Annotated in this window: 16 protein-coding genes and 1 tRNA gene; 10 read left to right on the top strand and 7 right to left on the bottom strand. The window is 62.9% G+C overall.

Annotation, left to right across the window (positions count from 1 at the left end; translation table 11 throughout):
* Positions 1 to 14 precede the first annotated feature (14 nt).
* The 5 genes from AC0V6T_RS13980 to AC0V6T_RS13960 form a co-directional block, all read right to left on the bottom strand.
* Positions 15 to 1,964 carry a PAS domain-containing protein gene (locus tag AC0V6T_RS13980; protein ID WP_486127839.1) on the bottom strand — a complete coding sequence of 650 codons (1,950 nt, stop codon included), beginning with the start codon at positions 1,962 to 1,964 and terminating at the stop codon, positions 15 to 17.
* A gap of 170 nt (positions 1,965 to 2,134) precedes the next feature.
* Positions 2,135 to 2,572 (bottom strand): DUF2141 domain-containing protein, encoded by a 438-nt coding sequence (locus AC0V6T_RS13975; protein ID WP_486127837.1) that lies wholly within the window; start codon positions 2,570 to 2,572, stop codon positions 2,135 to 2,137.
* On the bottom strand, positions 2,569 to 3,345 hold the full coding sequence (locus AC0V6T_RS13970; RefSeq protein WP_486127835.1) for a sterol desaturase family protein: 777 nt from the start codon (positions 3,343 to 3,345) through the stop codon (positions 2,569 to 2,571). The genes AC0V6T_RS13975 and AC0V6T_RS13970 overlap by 4 nt, the downstream gene beginning before the upstream one ends.
* 52 nt (positions 3,346 to 3,397) lie before the next feature.
* A complete protein-coding gene (locus tag AC0V6T_RS13965; protein ID WP_486127833.1) occupies positions 3,398 to 3,895 on the bottom strand; it encodes an MmcB family DNA repair protein in 498 nt (165 codons plus the stop codon).
* A gap of 50 nt (positions 3,896 to 3,945) precedes the next feature.
* Positions 3,946 to 4,338 carry a hypothetical protein gene (locus AC0V6T_RS13960; RefSeq protein ID WP_486127831.1) on the bottom strand — a complete coding sequence of 131 codons (393 nt, stop codon included), beginning with the start codon at positions 4,336 to 4,338 and terminating at the stop codon, positions 3,946 to 3,948.
* 177 nt (positions 4,339 to 4,515) lie between these two features.
* Here AC0V6T_RS13960 and AC0V6T_RS13955 point away from each other — a divergent pair.
* Positions 4,516 to 4,592 (top strand) — tRNA-Arg (locus tag AC0V6T_RS13955).
* Positions 4,593 to 4,595: 3 nt separating this feature from the next.
* Here AC0V6T_RS13955 and AC0V6T_RS13950 read toward each other — a convergent pair.
* A complete protein-coding gene (locus tag AC0V6T_RS13950) occupies positions 4,596 to 5,804 on the bottom strand; it encodes a M20 metallopeptidase family protein (RefSeq protein ID WP_486127829.1) in 1,209 nt (402 codons plus the stop codon).
* 197 nt (positions 5,805 to 6,001) lie between these two features.
* Between AC0V6T_RS13950 and AC0V6T_RS13945 the strand changes: the two genes are divergently transcribed.
* A complete protein-coding gene (locus tag AC0V6T_RS13945; RefSeq protein ID WP_486127827.1) occupies positions 6,002 to 7,039 on the top strand; it encodes a diacylglycerol/lipid kinase family protein in 1,038 nt (345 codons plus the stop codon).
* Between the two features lie 18 nt (positions 7,040 to 7,057).
* Entirely contained in the window at positions 7,058 to 7,972 is a 915-nt protein-coding gene (locus tag AC0V6T_RS13940) for a hypothetical protein (protein WP_486127825.1), read from the top strand.
* Positions 7,973 to 7,982: 10 nt separating this feature from the next.
* Here the strand turns inward: AC0V6T_RS13940 and AC0V6T_RS13935 are convergent, their stop codons facing one another.
* The gene (locus tag AC0V6T_RS13935) at positions 7,983 to 8,519 is read right to left on the bottom strand and encodes a DUF2141 domain-containing protein (protein WP_007165817.1); all 537 of its coding nucleotides are present in this window, start codon (positions 8,517 to 8,519) and stop codon (positions 7,983 to 7,985) included.
* A gap of 246 nt (positions 8,520 to 8,765) precedes the next feature.
* On the opposite strand from AC0V6T_RS13935, the gene rpe reads away from it, so the two are divergent.
* The 7 genes from rpe (at position 8,766) to dxs (ending at position 16,974) form a co-directional block, all read left to right on the top strand.
* On the top strand, positions 8,766 to 9,428 hold the full coding sequence (gene rpe, locus AC0V6T_RS13930) for a ribulose-phosphate 3-epimerase (protein ID WP_486127823.1): 663 nt from the start codon (positions 8,766 to 8,768) through the stop codon (positions 9,426 to 9,428).
* Entirely contained in the window at positions 9,428 to 11,311 is a 1,884-nt protein-coding gene (locus AC0V6T_RS13925; protein ID WP_486127821.1) for a heparinase II/III family protein, read from the top strand. The genes rpe and AC0V6T_RS13925 overlap by 1 nt, the downstream gene beginning before the upstream one ends.
* Before the next feature lie 9 nt (positions 11,312 to 11,320).
* Positions 11,321 to 12,943: a bifunctional phosphoribosylaminoimidazolecarboxamide formyltransferase/IMP cyclohydrolase gene (gene purH, locus AC0V6T_RS13920; RefSeq protein WP_486127819.1), complete on the top strand. Its 1,623-nt coding sequence runs from the start codon at positions 11,321 to 11,323 to the stop codon at positions 12,941 to 12,943.
* 536 nt (positions 12,944 to 13,479) lie between these two features.
* Positions 13,480 to 13,686: a hypothetical protein gene (locus AC0V6T_RS13915; protein ID WP_486127817.1), complete on the top strand. Its 207-nt coding sequence runs from the start codon at positions 13,480 to 13,482 to the stop codon at positions 13,684 to 13,686.
* Positions 13,683 to 14,369 (top strand): peptide-methionine (S)-S-oxide reductase MsrA, encoded by a 687-nt coding sequence (gene msrA, locus AC0V6T_RS13910; RefSeq protein ID WP_486127815.1) that lies wholly within the window; start codon positions 13,683 to 13,685, stop codon positions 14,367 to 14,369. The genes AC0V6T_RS13915 and msrA overlap by 4 nt, the downstream gene beginning before the upstream one ends.
* 53 nt (positions 14,370 to 14,422) lie before the next feature.
* Positions 14,423 to 14,890, top strand: coding sequence for a Fur family transcriptional regulator (locus AC0V6T_RS13905; protein ID WP_486127813.1), 468 nt, complete (start codon positions 14,423 to 14,425; stop codon positions 14,888 to 14,890).
* Between the two features lie 158 nt (positions 14,891 to 15,048).
* Complete coding sequence (gene dxs / locus AC0V6T_RS13900; protein ID WP_486127811.1) at positions 15,049 to 16,974, top strand: 1-deoxy-D-xylulose-5-phosphate synthase; 1,926 nt, start codon at positions 15,049 to 15,051, stop codon at positions 16,972 to 16,974.
* Positions 16,975 to 16,977: the final 3 nt, after the last annotated feature.

The raw sequence follows: 16,977 nt of genomic DNA, 5'->3' as shown, positions 1-16,977 counted from the left end.
TATCGCTTAAGCGGTCAGCCTACGAGGCGTTTGCCTGCCTTCTCGATAAGCTTCACGTCGTCGTCGATCTCGCCGATCAGCGCGACCTTGCCCTTGCCGTCGCGGCGGACCATGACGAGCGAGAATTCCGGACCTTCGCCCGAGAGCGCTTCAAGCGTGAGTTCTTCAAGTTCGCGCAGCTTCTTTGCGAGCTGTGCGCGGACATCGCCTTCGGCTTCGACTTCCTGGCCAGCTTCTTCGCGGCGCAGGCGGCGTTCTGCCGCGACGACGCCCTTGAGACCGCCATCGGCCTTGCCGAGGAAGCCTGCAAGGCTGCCACGATCCAGCCCGATACGATGCGCGTGGCTGAGCACGGCTGCGTATTCTGTCAGGCGGGTCTTGTCGTAATCGTGACCAAAGACGAGCTTGACGATCGGCGTCATCGGCGCGCGGTCCTGGACCGTTAGGCCGCTGTCCTCGATCAACTCTTCATAGGCTTCAGGTTCGTCCTGGGCAGCCAGCGAGAAATCGTAGGCGCGGCCAACAGCGGCATAAAGCGCGTTGCGGGTGCGGTCTTCGGATACACTTGCCGTCTGCGCGAGTTCGCGTGCAGCGGCGAGGCAATCGTACAGGTCTGCATCCTCGCCGAGATCGCTCTGCGCGACTACGGGAGCCGGGTCCGGTGCGCGTACAGGTGCCGGGGCAGACTGCCGCTGTTCTTCAGCCTCGACGATCTGCGGTGATTCGACCTCTTCAGGCTGCGGCTCGCTGTGAGCGGTTTCTTCAGCCTCAGCCGCTTCTTCAACCGCAGGCTCTTCGTTCCTGACAGCAGCTTCGAGGCCCGAAAGGTCGAGCGGATCGACGATGCCGGCGCTTTCCTCGAGGCTCTCGTCGTTCGCCAGTTCGGCTTCGGCATCAGGCTCGCTGACAGGTTGCTGCTCGAGGTCTACGCGATAGTCTTCCGGGTCAAACCGTTCAGCGTCGAGGTCGACGGCTTTCTTGGTCGGCGCATCAATGTAGTCGGAAAGCGAGGCGAAGCTGTAGCCGGCGCCATCGTCTTCTTCCTCGACCGGTTCGCCATACTCGTCGAGCTCGTCTTCGTCATCGAGCGAGAACTGGCCGAAATCGGGGAAGGGCAGGTCATCGCCCTGATCATCTTCGTGCGACTGGTCGCCGATCAGATCCGAACCAAGGTTCGCAATATTGGCAAGCTCGGCAGGGTCTTCGTCGATATCGGCAGGATTTTGAAGCTCCGGCTCCTCGGCTTCTTGCGAGCCTTCATGCGAGGGCGCATCAGCCCATTCGGTGAGCGGGTCGGAGTGATGCTTGTGCGGCGTGTCTTCTTCGACCTCAGCTTCTTCGGCATCGCCCTGTTCGATGGCCTGGTCGATTTCGAGCAGCAGCTCGTCAGCGGTGGCGGCGTCCGCCATCTCTTTCCAGTTGATCACACCGTAAATGAAATCGATTGTCTCATCATCGCTGGAGAACGGCAGAAGGATACCGCGATACAGGATCGAGGAGCCGCGCTGGTTCACGAATTCCGCTTCGAAGCCGATCGGCGCCTGATTGGCGAGGATCTGCATGTAGTGATCAGTGATGCGGCTCAGCAAAGAGCGCGGCGGGACGTCGGACAGACGCTCGATCTCCGAAATGTTGTCGGTCCCGCATTCCTCGGCGAGAACGTCCCCGAGATACTGGACCACCGGGTCTTCGATGCCGGAAGAAAAGTCGAGCAGGACCGAATAGGGTCCGAAATCGGGAAGGTTGTTTGGCTCGAGGTCTTCGATGGACGGGAAGGTCGCCTCGCCCAGCAGGCTGGCCCAGTGATTGTAGGCGCGCACCTGCATGCGGCGCTCATCCTGGCCGATGGCCTCTGGCGGCAATTCGCGCACGGCCTCTTCGTCGGGTCCAGAAGTATCTGCACCCCAATCGTCGCTGTCGTCAGCAGGAAGTTCGCTGTCGAAAGTACCCCGAAGATTGTCCATGGCTCGGCTCTTGCCCCTTGAAAAACGCCTGTTCATCGCGGTTTTGAAGGGACGTGGTAAACATAGTGTTAAGTCGCGCCGGAAAGTTGCGTTAATTCTTGATGATGGCGTGGCCGAGCATAGGCGCAGCGCTGCGCTGAAGTTTCAGGGGCTTAGTGAAGCGACTGCGTTTAAAGGAAATAGCGCATCTTGATCGTGACGCGCTGGCTACCTTCGCTAACCTCGAAGACCGCATCCTCCCATTTGGGAGGCGCCATGCGCACCGGCGCATCGCGCGAGAAGCCGTAGCCTTCCTTTGGCGCCATGCCGAGTACGCGGTTCGCCTTGCCGTCCTCGTTTTCGTCGTGAAGCAGGGCAATCGCATATCGGCCCGGCTCCACTCCATCGAAACGAATGGTGACGTTGTCGCCAGCAGGCACGACAGTCCGATGCGACTTGGGGTCGCGGATGCAGCGCGGGAAGATGTCTTCGACCGTGGTCATGCACGCACGGATAACGCCGTCGGTGTTGCGAAGGTCGGTGACGGTGATCGTGACCGTGCCGGCCAATGCGGGCGAGGCAAAACCGGCCAATGCGGTTGCCGCAGTAAGCGCAGCGACGCGCCTCACCCCTGCACCTCGGCGAGCGCTGCCTCGCGCTTTTCGAGCCGCGTCGAAAGCCCGCGATCGGTCCCGCAGACCCTGTCCCAGAAGCGGAAATACAGCCCGAAATTGCATCGATAATCCTCGTGGTGTTTCTCGTGATGGCTGGCGGTTATCACCCAGCCTCCCAACGTTGAATGAACGAAAGACCTCGGAAAAATTTCCCAGCCCATGTGATTGACCACGCCCATGATCGTCGCAACCGCAAGAACCACTCCCAGCATGGCGAGGTGGATCGGCACCAGCATGACGAGGAACGGAATGACAATCGCCCCGCTCACCGCCTCCCAAGGGTGGAAGCTCATCGCGGTCCATGCGGTCGGCGGACGGCTTTCGTGGTGAACGCGGTGCGCGGCTTTGAAGAGCGCGGGCCAATGGTGCATCGCGCGGTGGCTCCAATAGAACCAGCTGTCCTGGACGAAGAGATAGATCGCCACCGACACGGGCAACCACCAGAGGGGATAGGCATTCCAGTCGGTGTAAAGCTGCGAGACGCCGTGGTGTCGCCACAGCCAGAAAATGATCCCGGTGGGTGCGCCATAAATGAAAGCGGAAATGAGCGACCAGCGGATCTCGGCCATGATCTGCGCGCGCTGTTTGGCATACAGGCCGGGCCGAGTGCGCGCGGTAATCCAGGCAAACATCCCGCTTGCAAGGAAATAGCGCAGCATGACCATCACGCTCATCGCGGTGCCGGCAATCAGAAATGCGAGCAGGAAGGGGGTGTCGCCGGGGATCATGGCAGCGACTTATGACGCACAATCAGGCAGCGTGCGAGGGGGATTTTTGCGCCTATTCCTCAATCCCGAACTGGCTGCATTCGGGGTCGATCAAAGCGGTGTTACGCCGCATCGCGATCCGGGCGAGGCGTTCGACCTGCACCTTTCGCCGGGCCGCAGCCAGCGGCTCGAGCGGAGCGGGGCGCAATATCTCGCCGTCGTAACCGTCAGCCACGATCACGCCGCAGCGTTCTGGCTGGTATGCTTCACCCTCGAGCGGCGAGCGGTCCAATCCCGGCGGAACGCCCCAGAAGAAACGGTCGCAAAAGTCGAGATAATCGGGCCACTTGTTATCGCCCAGAAGGTCGGAGCGCGCGACCTTGATCTCGACAATCACGACCTGGCCGCGCGCATCAACACCCATCAGGTCGGCGCGGCGGCCATTCTTCAACGCGATCTCCTCAACGCACCAGATGTCGTTGCGGGCAAACAACCGCTTGATCCCGCGCGCAACGTCGGCGGCGGTCTCGGGCAAAACCGAATCAAGGACAGGGGGTGCTGGCTGGCTCATGCCCCACGATTGGAACATAGAGCGAACGCGGTCAAGCGTGGATGATCAGTTCAGGCAGCTTTAGGGTGTGGTCTCAACAGCGAAAGCACCGCTTCGCGCCCGTGATAAAACTCGCGCCACAGGGCGAGCGCCGGTGCCGTCGTGTCATTGCCGCGCTCAACCAGAGTGCCTAGCGCGGTGAGCCCCTTGTCCATAAGCGCATCGAGATCCTCGATCGCGCGCTGGGCCAGCTCGACCTGCCATTCTTCAACCTCGGTAAAAAGGGCGCTTAGCGCATCGCCGCTCATCACGCCTCTTTCCGGAGCAAGTTGGGCAAGAGCAGCGACTTCGTCAGCGCGCATTTGCAACGCGTCCCAGCGGGTCTCGATCGAGATTACCGGGGCAGCCTCGGGCTGAACGGCAAGGCGCATCGCGCGCATCTGGCTGGGGGGAAGAGCCGACATGAGGCGAGTCTTAATCCGCCGCCACTTACCTATTGGTTAAGCGATCGAGGCGAGCATGACGCCGTGAGATAAGTTGAGCAAGGTTGGGAACAATTCAACTGGCGCTAACCCAGCAGGCTTGCTAAGCGCCCCGCCCAACGCGATCATGCGAACAGTATGACCGCCGTCATGGCACCGGCACCCGTAGCTCAGCTGGATAGAGCGCTGCCCTCCGAAGGCAGAGGCCAGAGGTTCGAATCCTCTCGGGTGCGCCAGTCTTATTCGAATTCCTCGTCAATGAACTCCAGCGCGCAGCCTGCGAGCATGGCTATGCCTCTGGGCAATGCGGTCTCGTCGACATGCATGCGCGGGGAGTGGATGGCGCAGCAGGCGCTCCAGTTGTCGCCTTCCGGCGCGACGCCGAGGAAGAACATGGCGCCGGGCACTTTCTCCAGCACGTATGAGAAGTCTTCCGCTCCCATGATCGGGGCGGGGAGGTCGTGCCAGCCTTCCTCGATGTCACCGATGCCGCGGGCGACCTTTTGACCCAGACGCACAGCCCGTTCGTCACAGATGGTGACGGGAAAGCCGCGCTCGATTGCGACCTCGGCGGCAACGCCGTGCGCTTCGGCGGTGGCGCGGGCGGTTTGGGTGAGGAGCTCATGCACTTTTTCGCGGTGTTCATGGCTGAGCGTGCGGATCGTACCTTGCAGCACCGCTTCGTCGGGGATGACGTTGAAGGTGGTGCCTGCTTCCATGCGCGCGACCGTCACGATCACTGCGTCCGAGGCTTTGAACCGGCGGGTCACCATCGCCTGAAGCGCGCTGACGATCGCGGCGGCGCCGGGGATCGGGTCGGCGCAGTCATGCGGCATCGAGGCGTGCCCGCCCGTGCCCTTGACCGTAATGGTGAATTGGTCAGCCGCAGCCATCAGGGGGCCAGCACGCCCGGCGACCACTCCGAACCTGGCATTGGGCATGATGTGAAGCGCAAAGGCCGCATCGGGCAGCGGGTCGATCAACCCATCGTCGAGCATGAAGCGCGCGCCGTGATGGCCCTCCTCGCCCGGCTGGAACATGAAATCGACCGTTCCGGCAAGCTCGCCCTGCATCGCGCACAGGACCTTCGCCGCGCCCACCAGCATCGCGGTGTGCGTGTCGTGGCCGCAGGCATGCATGCGCCCCGGAATGGTCGAGGCAAATTCGAGCCCGGTCTTCTCGTCCATAGGCAGTGCGTCCATGTCGCCGCGCAGAAGCACGCGGCGTGCGCCTTCGCCCGCTTTCGCTCCCACCAAGGTCGCCACCTCTCCGGTCGTCGACGGGCCGCTCTTCCATTCGAGCGGCAGTCCAGCCAGCGCTTCGCGAACCTTTGCCATTGTCAGCGGCGTGTGCAGGCCGAGTTCGGGCTCTGCATGGATCGCGCGGCGCAAGGCGACGGTTTCGGGTGCGAGCGAGCGGGCGGCTTCGAGCAGGGTTTGGGTCAGCATGGCCACAAGATTAGCGCGCATCGCGCCCAAGACCAGCAGTTTAACGTTCAACCGATGTGCCGGGCTATCGGTCGGGAAAGAGCTTGTGAAAGAAAGTTAGCCACCCATGTAACCGCGCTGCGACACATGACCGGATATTACAATACCGGGACATGAACGCGGTGGTAAAAATGCCGACTAACGATTAAGGACCACGCATGGCGACGCCGATTTATCAGTTCTCGCAACTACCGAAAGGCTCTGCCATAAGCCCGGTGAATGCGCGTGCGCATCGTGCGCGCGCTGAAGGCGAACCGCCAAGCGTCGGCGTGATCTACAACCCGCGCAGCCATGGCAACAAAGGCGCGGACTTCGACTGCGACATCAACCCGCAGGTCCACATCTCGAAACCCGGCGATCGCTCCGATCTGCCTGAGGCGCTCGCCGAATTTGCCGCCACCGGCATCGACCTTCTGGTCATTAATGGCGGCGACGGGACCGTGCGTGACGTGCTGACGCACGGTATCGATATCTTCGGCGACGATTGGCCCGCGATTGCGGTGCTGCCCAAGGGCAAGACCAACGCGCTGACCGTCGATCTGGGCGTGCCGGGCGACTGGTCGCTTCAGAATGCGATCGACGCTTTCGAGAACGGATCGCGTGTCGTGCGCCGCCCTGTGCAGGTCACCTCGTTGAACGATGGGCCGGTCAGCCGCGTGCTCGGCTTCATCTTTGGAGCCGGCGCTTTCACCACCGCTATCAATGCAGGTCAGGGCGCGCACCGCCTTGGCGCGTTCAATTCGACGGTGGTTGGGGTCACGGCGGCTTGGGGCGTCATGCAGTGGGCACTTGGCTCACGCGCCAATCCCTGGCGTCGCGGCGCAAAGATGGCGATCCGGCTCGGCAACGGAGCCGTTGCGATGGAGCATAGCGGCGTAGGCGATCCGGAATGGCGCCAGATCCTTCTCGCTTCGACGCTCGAAACCATGCCTGCCGGGATTAAGCCGTTTGGTGAGATGAAGAAGGGTCTGAAACTCGCCGTCACCGACCAGATTTCGCGCAAGTCGGTCCTCGATCTGTTTCGAATGATCCGCGGCCACACGCCTGTGGGCGCTCGCGAGCGTGGCTTTCACCAGCTGAGCACGCCGCAATTTACGCTTGAGATCGAAGACAGCTTCATCCTCGATGGCGAGGCGTTTCCGGCCGGCAAATATCGCATCGGCCAAGGCCCCGAGCTTGAATTCGTCCGCCCCTAAGGCCTAGAGCTCCGCGCCATGGCGCGCTCACCTCAAACCCTGTCCTTACGCATATCGCAGCAACTCGGCGCCGAGGTTCGACCCGAAGTGCGTGATTTTGCGCAGGCGCTTGCCGAAGAGGCATCGCAAGGCGGCGCGCTGGCGGTGTTGTTCTATGGGTCGAATTTGCGGACCGGATCGCTTGACGGGGTGCTGGATTTTTACGTCCTCCATTCCGGCGAAACGACAGCGCGCATCTGGCCGCGTATCAGCTATCACGAACGCGAGGCTGGCGAGACAACGCTGCGCGCAAAGGTCGCGACGATGGGGATCGAGACATTTGCCAAGGCCGCCTCGGGCGAACTGACCGATACGACGATCTGGGCGCGTTTTGTCCAGCCTAGCGCACTTGCCTGGGTTCAGGATGACGCGGCACGCGCCAAGGTGGTTTCTGCGATCGGTGACGCCGCGACCACCGCAGCGCGGCTTGCCGCTGCGCTCGGCCCGGTGAGCGGTGCGGCGGAGGATTATTGGAGAGCGCTGTTCCGCGCGACCTACAAGGCAGAATTCCGCGTCGAGAAGCCGGGGCGCGAGAACGACATTCTCAGCGTCAACGAAGCGCATTTCGAAGGTCTTCTGCCACTGGCTTTCGAAGCAGGCGGAGTTCAGTTCACGCGCTCAGGCGATCTCCTGACGCCAAGCCTCGCTGCAAGCGAGCGCTCGCGTATCCTCGCATGGTGGAGGCGCCGCCAAAGGCTCGGCAAGCCGCTCAACTTCGCGCGGCTCGCCAAGGCTTCGACCACGTTCGAAGGTGCCGCGCGCTATGCCGCGTGGAAGATCGAGCGGCACACCGGCCTTGCAATCGAGGTAACGCCTTTCCGCGAGCGCTATCCGCTGCTTGCGGCGCCGGGCGTGCTGTGGGCGCTCAGAAAGCACCGCAAGTCGCGCGAGTAATCCCGAAGCCTTAGGTCAGGTACTTCATCGTGATGGCAATCGTGCTCACGCCGTTGCCGACATTGAAGCGGGTCTTGTCGACCCCCGGCTTGCCAAGATTGAAGATGTTGATCGACGGATTGTTCGACATCGCGCCGCCATCTTCGCTGATATCGGTCTCGCCATTGCCGTTGGCGTCGTGGCGCACGGCGATCGCGTAAGTGCCGCTTGCAGGCACGGGCATGCAGACCACCATCCGGCCACGGCGTGCGGGAAGTTCGATGCGGTTAAGCCAGCGGCCACGCTCAAGCCAGTCGTCGCGCGTGCCGTTGTAGACCTGCGCGCGGACCTTGCCGGTCGAGCTCTTGATGCCGTTGATCGTCACGCGCACCGCCGGGCCGCCGCCGGGCGCGCAAGAGCGCATGTTGTTCGAAATCTGGTTGCGATAATCGCTGGTGTTTGACGCCTGTGCGAGCGCGGGCGCGCTGGTCGCCGCAGCGCCAAGGCCAAGCAGCGTCGCCGCTCCTGCGGCCAAGGCCATCTGTTTGATCTTCGAAGTCGAAGCCATCGGGTGAAACTCGCAAAAAAGGTGGTGAGCGGGAATACGGCTAACACTTTGCCGCAACAATATGAGCCTCAGATGACATTTGCGTGCTGAATTGCGGCTGAACTGGCGGAAATGCGCGGTCAAGCAAGCGCCAGCCTGTGCAAAAGGGCGGGGAAAAGCGGTTAATAGACGTTGCTGCGCGAATCGCCCCTGCCGTATGCGTCACCAAACCGGCGAAGGCGCTTTAAGCATGCACCAGCGTTACTGATGGCAGCACCTTTAATCTCTCCCAGCATCCTGTCGGCCGACTTTGCGCGGCTGGGCGAAGAAGTGCGCGCAGTCGATGCAGCGGGCGCTGACTGGATTCATATCGACGTCATGGACGGGCATTTCGTGCCCAACCTCACCATCGGACCTGACGTCGTGAAGGCCCTGCGCCCCCATTCGGACAAGACCTTCGACGTCCACCTGATGGTCTCGCCGGTCGATCCGTATCTCGAAGCTTTCGCCGAGGCGGGTGCCGACATCATCACCGTCCACCCCGAGGCTGGCCCGCACATCCACCGCACGCTCCAGGCGATCCGTTCGCTCGGCAAGAAGGCAGGCGCGGTGATCAATCCAGGCACGCCGGTCGAGGTGCTCGACAACATCATGGACATGGTCGACCTCATCCTTGTGATGAGCGTCAATCCGGGCTTTGGCGGGCAGAGTTTCATCCACTCGCAGCTTGAGAAGGTGCGCCGGATCCGCGCGATGATCGAGAAAACTGGCCGCGAGATCCATCTCGAGGTCGATGGCGGCGTCAATCCCGACACCGCCAAGCTGTGCGTCGAGGCGGGTGCCGATGTGCTGGTCGCAGGCAGCGCGACCTTCAAGGGCGGCCCCGATCACTACGCCGCCAATATTGCGGCGCTCAAGGGAGAGAGTTGATGGCGACGCTCTTCAACAAGGAGCCGGTCGAGGCTGAATTCGAAGAGATCGCCGCAGACCAGAACGCAGCTTTTGGCCTGGGGCCTGGAGACGAGCCGCTTCGCGAAGAGGGCGAAACTGCGAGCGCGGCCAGTGTCGAGACTGAGCGCGCCCTCGCGCTTACCGACGTCATCGCGCCGCGCACCAAGCCGGGTGAGGCGCTCATCCGGTTCGCTTATCGCCTCGGCGTCCCCGGCCATGCCCTTGCCGCGCCTTTCCGCCGGCCCGCGCCGGTGCGCATCCTTGCGACCGTGCAGAGCCCCGTTGCGGGGGACCGGGCTGCAGGCATCGCGCTTCGTGCAGGCCATTTCCTCGTTCACGGCGTCAAGCAGCCGATCCACTCGGTCGAGTTCGACGCCGCCGCGCGCCTCAGCCCCGGCCTTGAGCGCACGGTCCATTCCTTCTCATGGCTCGACGATCTTGCTGCCAGTGCACCGCGCGAAGATTGCATCGCGGTGGCAGAGCGCATCACGTCGCTGTGGCTCGACGCCAATCCTTCGCCAGCGAAAGGCCCGCCGTGGGATGTCGAGCACACCGGGCTTCGCCTGCTCGCATGGCTGGTCCACGCGCCGCTGGTGCTGGCAGGACAGGATGGCGCGCTGAAGCCGCGGCTTCTCACCGCGATCGAAGAAACCGCCAACTGGCTCGACCGCAAGACCGTGCGTCACGGCGCCGGGCTTGGGCAGGTGGCAGGCTGGGCTGCGGTCACCGCGGCAGGGCTGCTGCTGCCCGAAGGTCGCCCGCGCCGCCTCTATGGCGAGGCGGCGCTTATCAAGTCGCTTGGCGAGCTGGTTGCCGAAGATGGCGGAGTGCTTGCCCGTTGTCCGCTCGCGCAGATGGAAGCGATCCGCATCCTCACCCATCTCATCGCGTGCTACGAAGCGGTCGAAGTCGATGCTCCCGATGCGCTGTGGGTGATGCGCGAACTGCTGGTCCCGCCGCTTCTTGCGTTGCGACACGAGGATGGCGCGCTTGGCAGCTGGCAGGGCCAGATGGCGATCAGCGCCGACCGCGTCGCCAGTCTCATCGCCTCGACCGGTATCCGCACCCGCCCGCTGAACGAACCGCAGCATTGGGGCTATCAGCGCCTTCGCGGCGGCAAGACAACCGTGCAGTTCGACGCTGGACCACCGCCGCGCGCGCGCCATACGCGGGTTGGTTGCGCCTCGACGCTTGCCTTTGAACTGTCGGATGGACCTTCGCGCCTCATCGTCAATTGCGGCGGCGCGGCGATTGCGGGCGGTCTGGTGCCTGCGCGCATCGGTCAGGGCCTGCGCGCAACGGCGGCGCATTCGACGCTGGTGCTCGACGATGCCAATTCGACCGCCGTCCTGCTTCACGGAAAGCTTGGGCGCGGGGCCGAGACGGTCGAGGTCAAGCGCCGCGTGGTCAAGCGCGCTTCGGGCAACGGCAATGCCGAGGCAATCCGGGTCGAGGCGAGCCACGATGGCTACGCCGCGCGGTTTGGCCTCACCCACAGCCGCATCCTGACGCTGCGCAGTGACGGCACCGAACTGGGCGGCGAGGACATCCTCCTTCCCGTCTCGCGCAAGGGCAAGCGCGGCAAGATCGGCTTCGCTATCCGCTTCCACCTCGGACGCGGCGTCGATGCGCGCATCACGCAGGACACACGCGGTGCAAGCCTGCTGACGCCCGATGGCAAGCTCTGGCAGTTCCGCCTGCGGGGCGAGGCGGCGCGCGAAAGCGAGATCAAGCTCTCTCTCGAAGACAGCCTGTGGGTAGACGGTGAAGGACGCCCTCACGCTACCGAGCAATTGGTGATAGAGGGCCTGACATCGCGCGGCGGGGGGCAGTTCAGCTGGCTCCTCAAAAAGATGGGGTAACATCGAAAAATGAGTGAGAAGGCAATCAAGCGGGCGCTGCTTTCAGTGTCCGACAAAACCGGTTTGGCGGATCTGGGCAAGGCGCTGGCAGAGCGAGGCGTTGAACTGGTCAGCACCGGCGGCACGGCGCGCGCGCTTCGCGAAGCGGGGCTTGAAGTGCGCGATGTCTCCGACCTCACCGGCTTTCCCGAGATGATGGATGGCCGGGTGAAGACGCTTCACCCCAAGGTCCATGGCGGGCTTCTCGCGTTGCGCGACAATGACGAACACGTCGCCGCGATGGAGAGCCATGCAATTGGCGCGATCGACCTCGTCGTGGTCAATCTCTACCCATTCGAGGCAACCGTCGCCAAAGGCGCAGAGCGCGCCGAGATTATCGAGAACATCGACATTGGCGGGCCTTCGATGGTGCGCTCGGCGGCGAAGAACCACGGCTTTGTGACGATCATGACCGATGCAGCGGATTACCCCGAGCTGCTCGACGAACTCGACGCCAATGACGGCGCGACCAGCCATGCATTCCGCATCCGAATGGCGGGCAAAGCGTATGCGCGCACGGCAGCCTATGACGCGGCGATCGCCAACTGGTTTGCGTTCGGCGATGCCTTCACCAATCCGCTTGGGGCAGAAACGCTCAAGGCAACGCCCTTTGTCGAGACCATGCCGCTCGCCTTCAAGCGAGAGGACGTGCTGCGTTATGGCGAGAACCCGCACCAGTCCGCCGCGATCTACGTGCCTCAGGTGACAGGCGCACAGGGCGTGCCTCAGGCCGAGCAGCTTCAGGGCAAGGCGCTGAGCTACAACAACCTCAATGATGCCGATGCCGCTCTTGAGCTTGCGGCGGAATTTGCAGGTGGTGATCCGGCAGTGGTGATCGTCAAGCACGCCAACCCTTGCGGTGTGGCGCAGGGCGCGACGCTGCTCGACGCATGGAACGCGGCGCTGCAATGCGATAGCGTTTCGGCATTCGGCGGGATCGTCGCGGTCAACACCGAGCTCGACGGTGCGACCGCAGAGGCGATTGCTAGCATCTTCACCGAAGTCATCATCGCGCCCAAGGTCAGCGACGAAGCGCGTGCTGTTTTTGCAAAGAAGAAGAACCTGCGCGTGCTTGAATGCGGCACGTTGCCCGATCCGCGCCGCGGCGGTTTCTTCATGAAGACGATTGCAGGCGGCATGCTGATACAGGGCCGCGACAATGGCGCGGTCGCCGAAGCCGACCTTAAGGTCGTGACCAAGCGCGAACCCACGGCGCAGGAATTGAAAGACTGCTTCTTCGCCTGGACCGTCGCGCGCCACGTCAAGTCGAACGCGATTGTCTATGCCAAGGACGGCGCGACCGCCGGAATTGGCGCAGGCCAGATGAACCGCCGCGATTCGGCCCGCATCGCTGCGATCAAGGCGAAGGAAGCGGCTGAGACCTACGAGTGGGCGGAGCCGAAAACCGTCGGAAGCGCGGTGGCTTCAGACGCCTTCTTCCCGTTTGCCGATGGCCTGATTGCTGCCGCCGAAGCGGGCGCGAGCGCGGTGATCCAGCCCGGCGGCTCGATCCGCGACGAAGAGGTGATCGCGGCCGCCGACGAAGCGGGGCTCGCGATGGTCTTTACCGGGATGCGGCATTTCAGGCACTAAAGCTTAGCGAGGGCGCATCCGCGCCCTCGTCCTCGCTAGACGTGCTCCGCTTCGCTACGCACCCGCTGCGGTCGGGCGGTCGCCCTTGCGGTCGCTGGGGCGACCGATTGGTTGCGAGCGCCTTCACATTCGATTTTCCTACTTAGTTCTGAGCAGCTAATTCGTTTTCCGAAACCCGCTCGGTCGGCGGATCGGAATGCGGAATTCGGAAAGTCACACAATGAATACACCCAAACAGCATTTTGTCTCATGGAAACAGGTGATTGCAGCGACTTCGCGTTTTCCTAAAGGCGGGCTTGGGTGGTCCACTTTGCGGCAAAGTTCGCCTGCGTGATGGCGAAGAAAGGCTTGGGGGTCTGCATCTTTCGCACACGGGCAAGCGTAACCAAATCAGGGCCAGCAACGAACACGTGCATGAACACCTTGGCACGAACACTGTAACGAAATGTCGCATGATCCGCCCGTTAAGCTCAGCGCAAGCGCGCCGTTATTAATGGAACGACCGACGAACCTGAACAGACCCCGCGAGACGACCAATGACCCTCTTCGCCCCTGATCTCTATCGCAACTTCGCCCTCGGCTTTGCCGCTGGCGGCCTGCTTGTCGGTGCTGCCACCATCGACCAGTGGGGCCCCGAACTCGAATCGCCCGCAATCGCCGCGCAGCCGCTCGAAGCGCCGCAGCCTGCTGACGAGTTCCTGATCGTGCCCTTCGAAGCCGACGCTGCGGAGAACGCCGAATGAGCAAAGCCCGCCGCGCAATCCGTAACGCTGCAATCGCCCTCGCGCTGACCGGTGCCGCAACCCCGGCGCTTGCGCTCGACAAGCCGGTCAACGCCCCCGCTCCCGAACGCATCGCGCGCGAAGGCGCCGGGCTCAAGACCGCGATCTTCGCAGGCGGATGCTTCTGGGGCGTCGAAGGCGTCTTCAGCCACATCAAGGGCGTGAAGTCGGCAGAAAGCGGCTATCACGGCGGCGCGGCTGCCACCGCGAAGTACAACCGCATCACCTCTGGCGGCACGAACCACGCCGAAGCGGTGCGGATCACTTACGACCCCTATGTCATTCGCTATGACGAATTGCTGCGCATCTTCTTCTCGGTCGTTGCTGACCCGACCCTGCTTAACCGCCAGGGCCCTGACGTGGGCGCGCATTACCGCAGCGCTCTCGTCCCCACCAGCGCCGAGCAGCGTGCGGTTGCCGAGGCATATCTTGCGCAGATGGACGCCTCAGGCATCTGGGGGCGCCCGATCGTCACCAAGGTCGAGCGCATGCGCACCTTCTATACGGCGGAAGACTACCACCAGGACTACATGGTGAAGAACCCGCGCAGCCCCTACATCGTGCGCTGGGACGCGCCCAAGGTCGAGGCGCTGCGCGTGATGTTCCCGAGCGACTTCAGGGATAGCTTCCTTCGCGACGGTTGATCGTGGGGGCAGCGCGACTGGCAAACCGGCGACCGCGCGCCTATAAAGGGCGCATGGCTACACAGCACCAACACGCTCATGAAGAGCATGCAGGCGACGATCTGATCGCCGCCGCCCACGACGCGCTCGTTGCGTCAGGCGAGCAGTGGACGAGCATGCGCGAGGCGGTCTTCAGCGAACTTGCCGGACAGGAACGCCCCGCATCTGCGTACGACATCGCCGACAATCTCTCGAAAGCGCGCGGCAAACGCGTTGCGCCCAATTCGGTCTACCGCATCCTCGACCTTTTCGTGGCGAACAACCTTGCGCTCAGGGTCGAAAGCGCCAACGCCTACCTCGCCAATACGCATCCGGGCTGTCAGCATGACTGCATCTTCCTAGTCTGTGACGAATGCGGAGAGGCAAGCCATGTCGACGATGAAGAGGTGAGCCGCGCCGTGCGTGCGCTTGCTTCCGCGCGTGATTTTCAGGCTAAGCGGCCCGTTCTGGAAATCCGCGGCCTGTGCCGCCTTTGCGCTTGACGCTACGTCTTCCCGGACGAACCTATCCAACACGCCAGAGTCGTGATAGCCTGACAGGCTATGTGTAAGGGTCTATTGTCACTGGTCGGTGAACCGGGCTTCACAAGCGGTAAAGCGTTCATCGACAGGCTAGAAACAAAGGTGTAGGGCATTTCGCCATGAGTCTTTCGCCATCCACTCCGCTGCTCGATACGGTCCCAACTCCTGACGAGCTTCGTAAACTCAAGCCTGAACAGCTGCGCCAACTGGCCGATGAGCTGCGCGCCGAAATGATCGACGCGGTCAGCGTCTCGGGAGGGCACCTTGGCTCCGGCCTTGGCGTGGTCGAGCTCACTGTGGCGATCCACTACGTCTTCAATACGCCTGACGACAAGCTGATCTGGGACGTCGGGCACCAGTGCTATCCGCACAAGATCATCACCGGCAGACGCGACCGCATCCGCACCATCCGTCAGGGTGGCGGGCTTTCGGGTTTCACCAAACGTGCCGAGAGCGAATACGATCCGTTCGGCGCGGCGCACTCCTCGACCTCGATCTCAGCTGCGCTCGGCTTTGCGATTGCCAACAAGCTCAACGACAAGCCTGGCCGCGGCATCGCGGTGATCGGCGACGGCGCGATGAGCGCGGGGATGGCCTACGAGGCGATGAACAACGCGGCGCAGGCGGGCAATCGCCTGGTCGTGATCCTCAACGATAACGACATGTCGATCGCGCCTCCGGTTGGCGGCCTGTCGGCGTATCTTGCGCGGATGGTCTCCTCCAGCGAGTATCTCGGCCTTCGCAGCCTTGCTTCCAAGGCAGTCAAGAAGATGAGCCGCCGCCTGCACGATGCACTTGGCAAGGCGGAAGAGTATTCGCGCGGCATGGTGACCGGCGGCACGCTTTTTGAAGAGCTCGGCTTCTACTATGTCGGCCCGATTGACGGGCACAATCTCGACCACTTGATCCCCGTGCTTGAAAACGTGCGCGACACGTCCGAAGGCCCGGTGCTGATCCACGTCGTCACGGAGAAGGGCAAGGGCTACAAGCCTGCCGAAGAAAGCGCCGACAAGTATCACGGCGTGCCAAAGTTCAATGTTGTCACAGGCGAAAAGCAGAAGGGTTCGGCGGGAGCGCCCGCTTACCAGAACGTTTTCGGCGACACGCTGGCAGACCTGGCTGACACCGACAAACGTATCTGCGCGATCACGGCTGCGATGCCGTCGGGCACCGGCGTCGATCGCTTTGCCCAGCGCCACCCGGATCGCAGCTTCGATGTCGGCATTGCTGAGCAGCACGGCGTAACCTTCGCCGCAGGCCTTGCAGCGCAGGGTATGCGCCCGTTCGCGGCGATTTACTCGACCTTCCTGCAGCGCGCCTATGACCAGGTCGTGCACGACGTTGCGATTCAGAACCTGCCGGTTCGTTTCGCAATCGACCGCGCTGGCCTCGTGGGCGCGGATGGCTGTACCCATGCCGGATCGTTCGACATCACCTATCTCGCGACGCTTCCCAACATGGTCGTCATGGCCGCAGCGGACGAAGCCGAACTGGTCCACATGACCTACACGGCCGTCGAGTATGACGAAGGCCCCATCGCTTTCCGTTATCCGCGTGGCAGCGGCGTCGGCGTCCCGCTTCCCGAGACGCCGCAAAAGCTCGAGATCGGCAAGGGCCGGCTCGTGCGCGAGGGTTCCAAGGTCGCGATTCTTTCGCTCGGTGCCCGGCTCGAAGAAGCCAAGAAAGCCGCCGACCAGCTTGAAGCCAAGGGACTGTCGACCACGGTTGCCGACATGCGCTTTGCCAAGCCGCTCGACAAAGACCTCATCGCCCGCCTGATGCGCACACATGAAGTGGTGGTGACGATCGAGGAGGGCGCAATCGGCGGTCTGGGCGCGCATGTGCTTACCTACGCCACGGACGAAGGCCTCACCGACAACGGGCTGAAGGTGCGCACCATGCGTCTGCCCGACACGTTCCAGGATCAGGATTCGCCCGAAAAGCAATACGAGGAAGCGGGCCTCAGCGCGCCGCATATCGTCGACACTGTCCTCAAGGCGCTCAAGCACAACTCGGCGAGCATCGAGGAGGAAGCGCGGGCTTGAACC

Source organism: Erythrobacter sp. S158, from assembly GCF_057364915.1.
The sequence above is the reverse complement of the archived record's forward strand: the minus strand, read 5'-3'. Positions and strand labels throughout refer to the sequence as shown.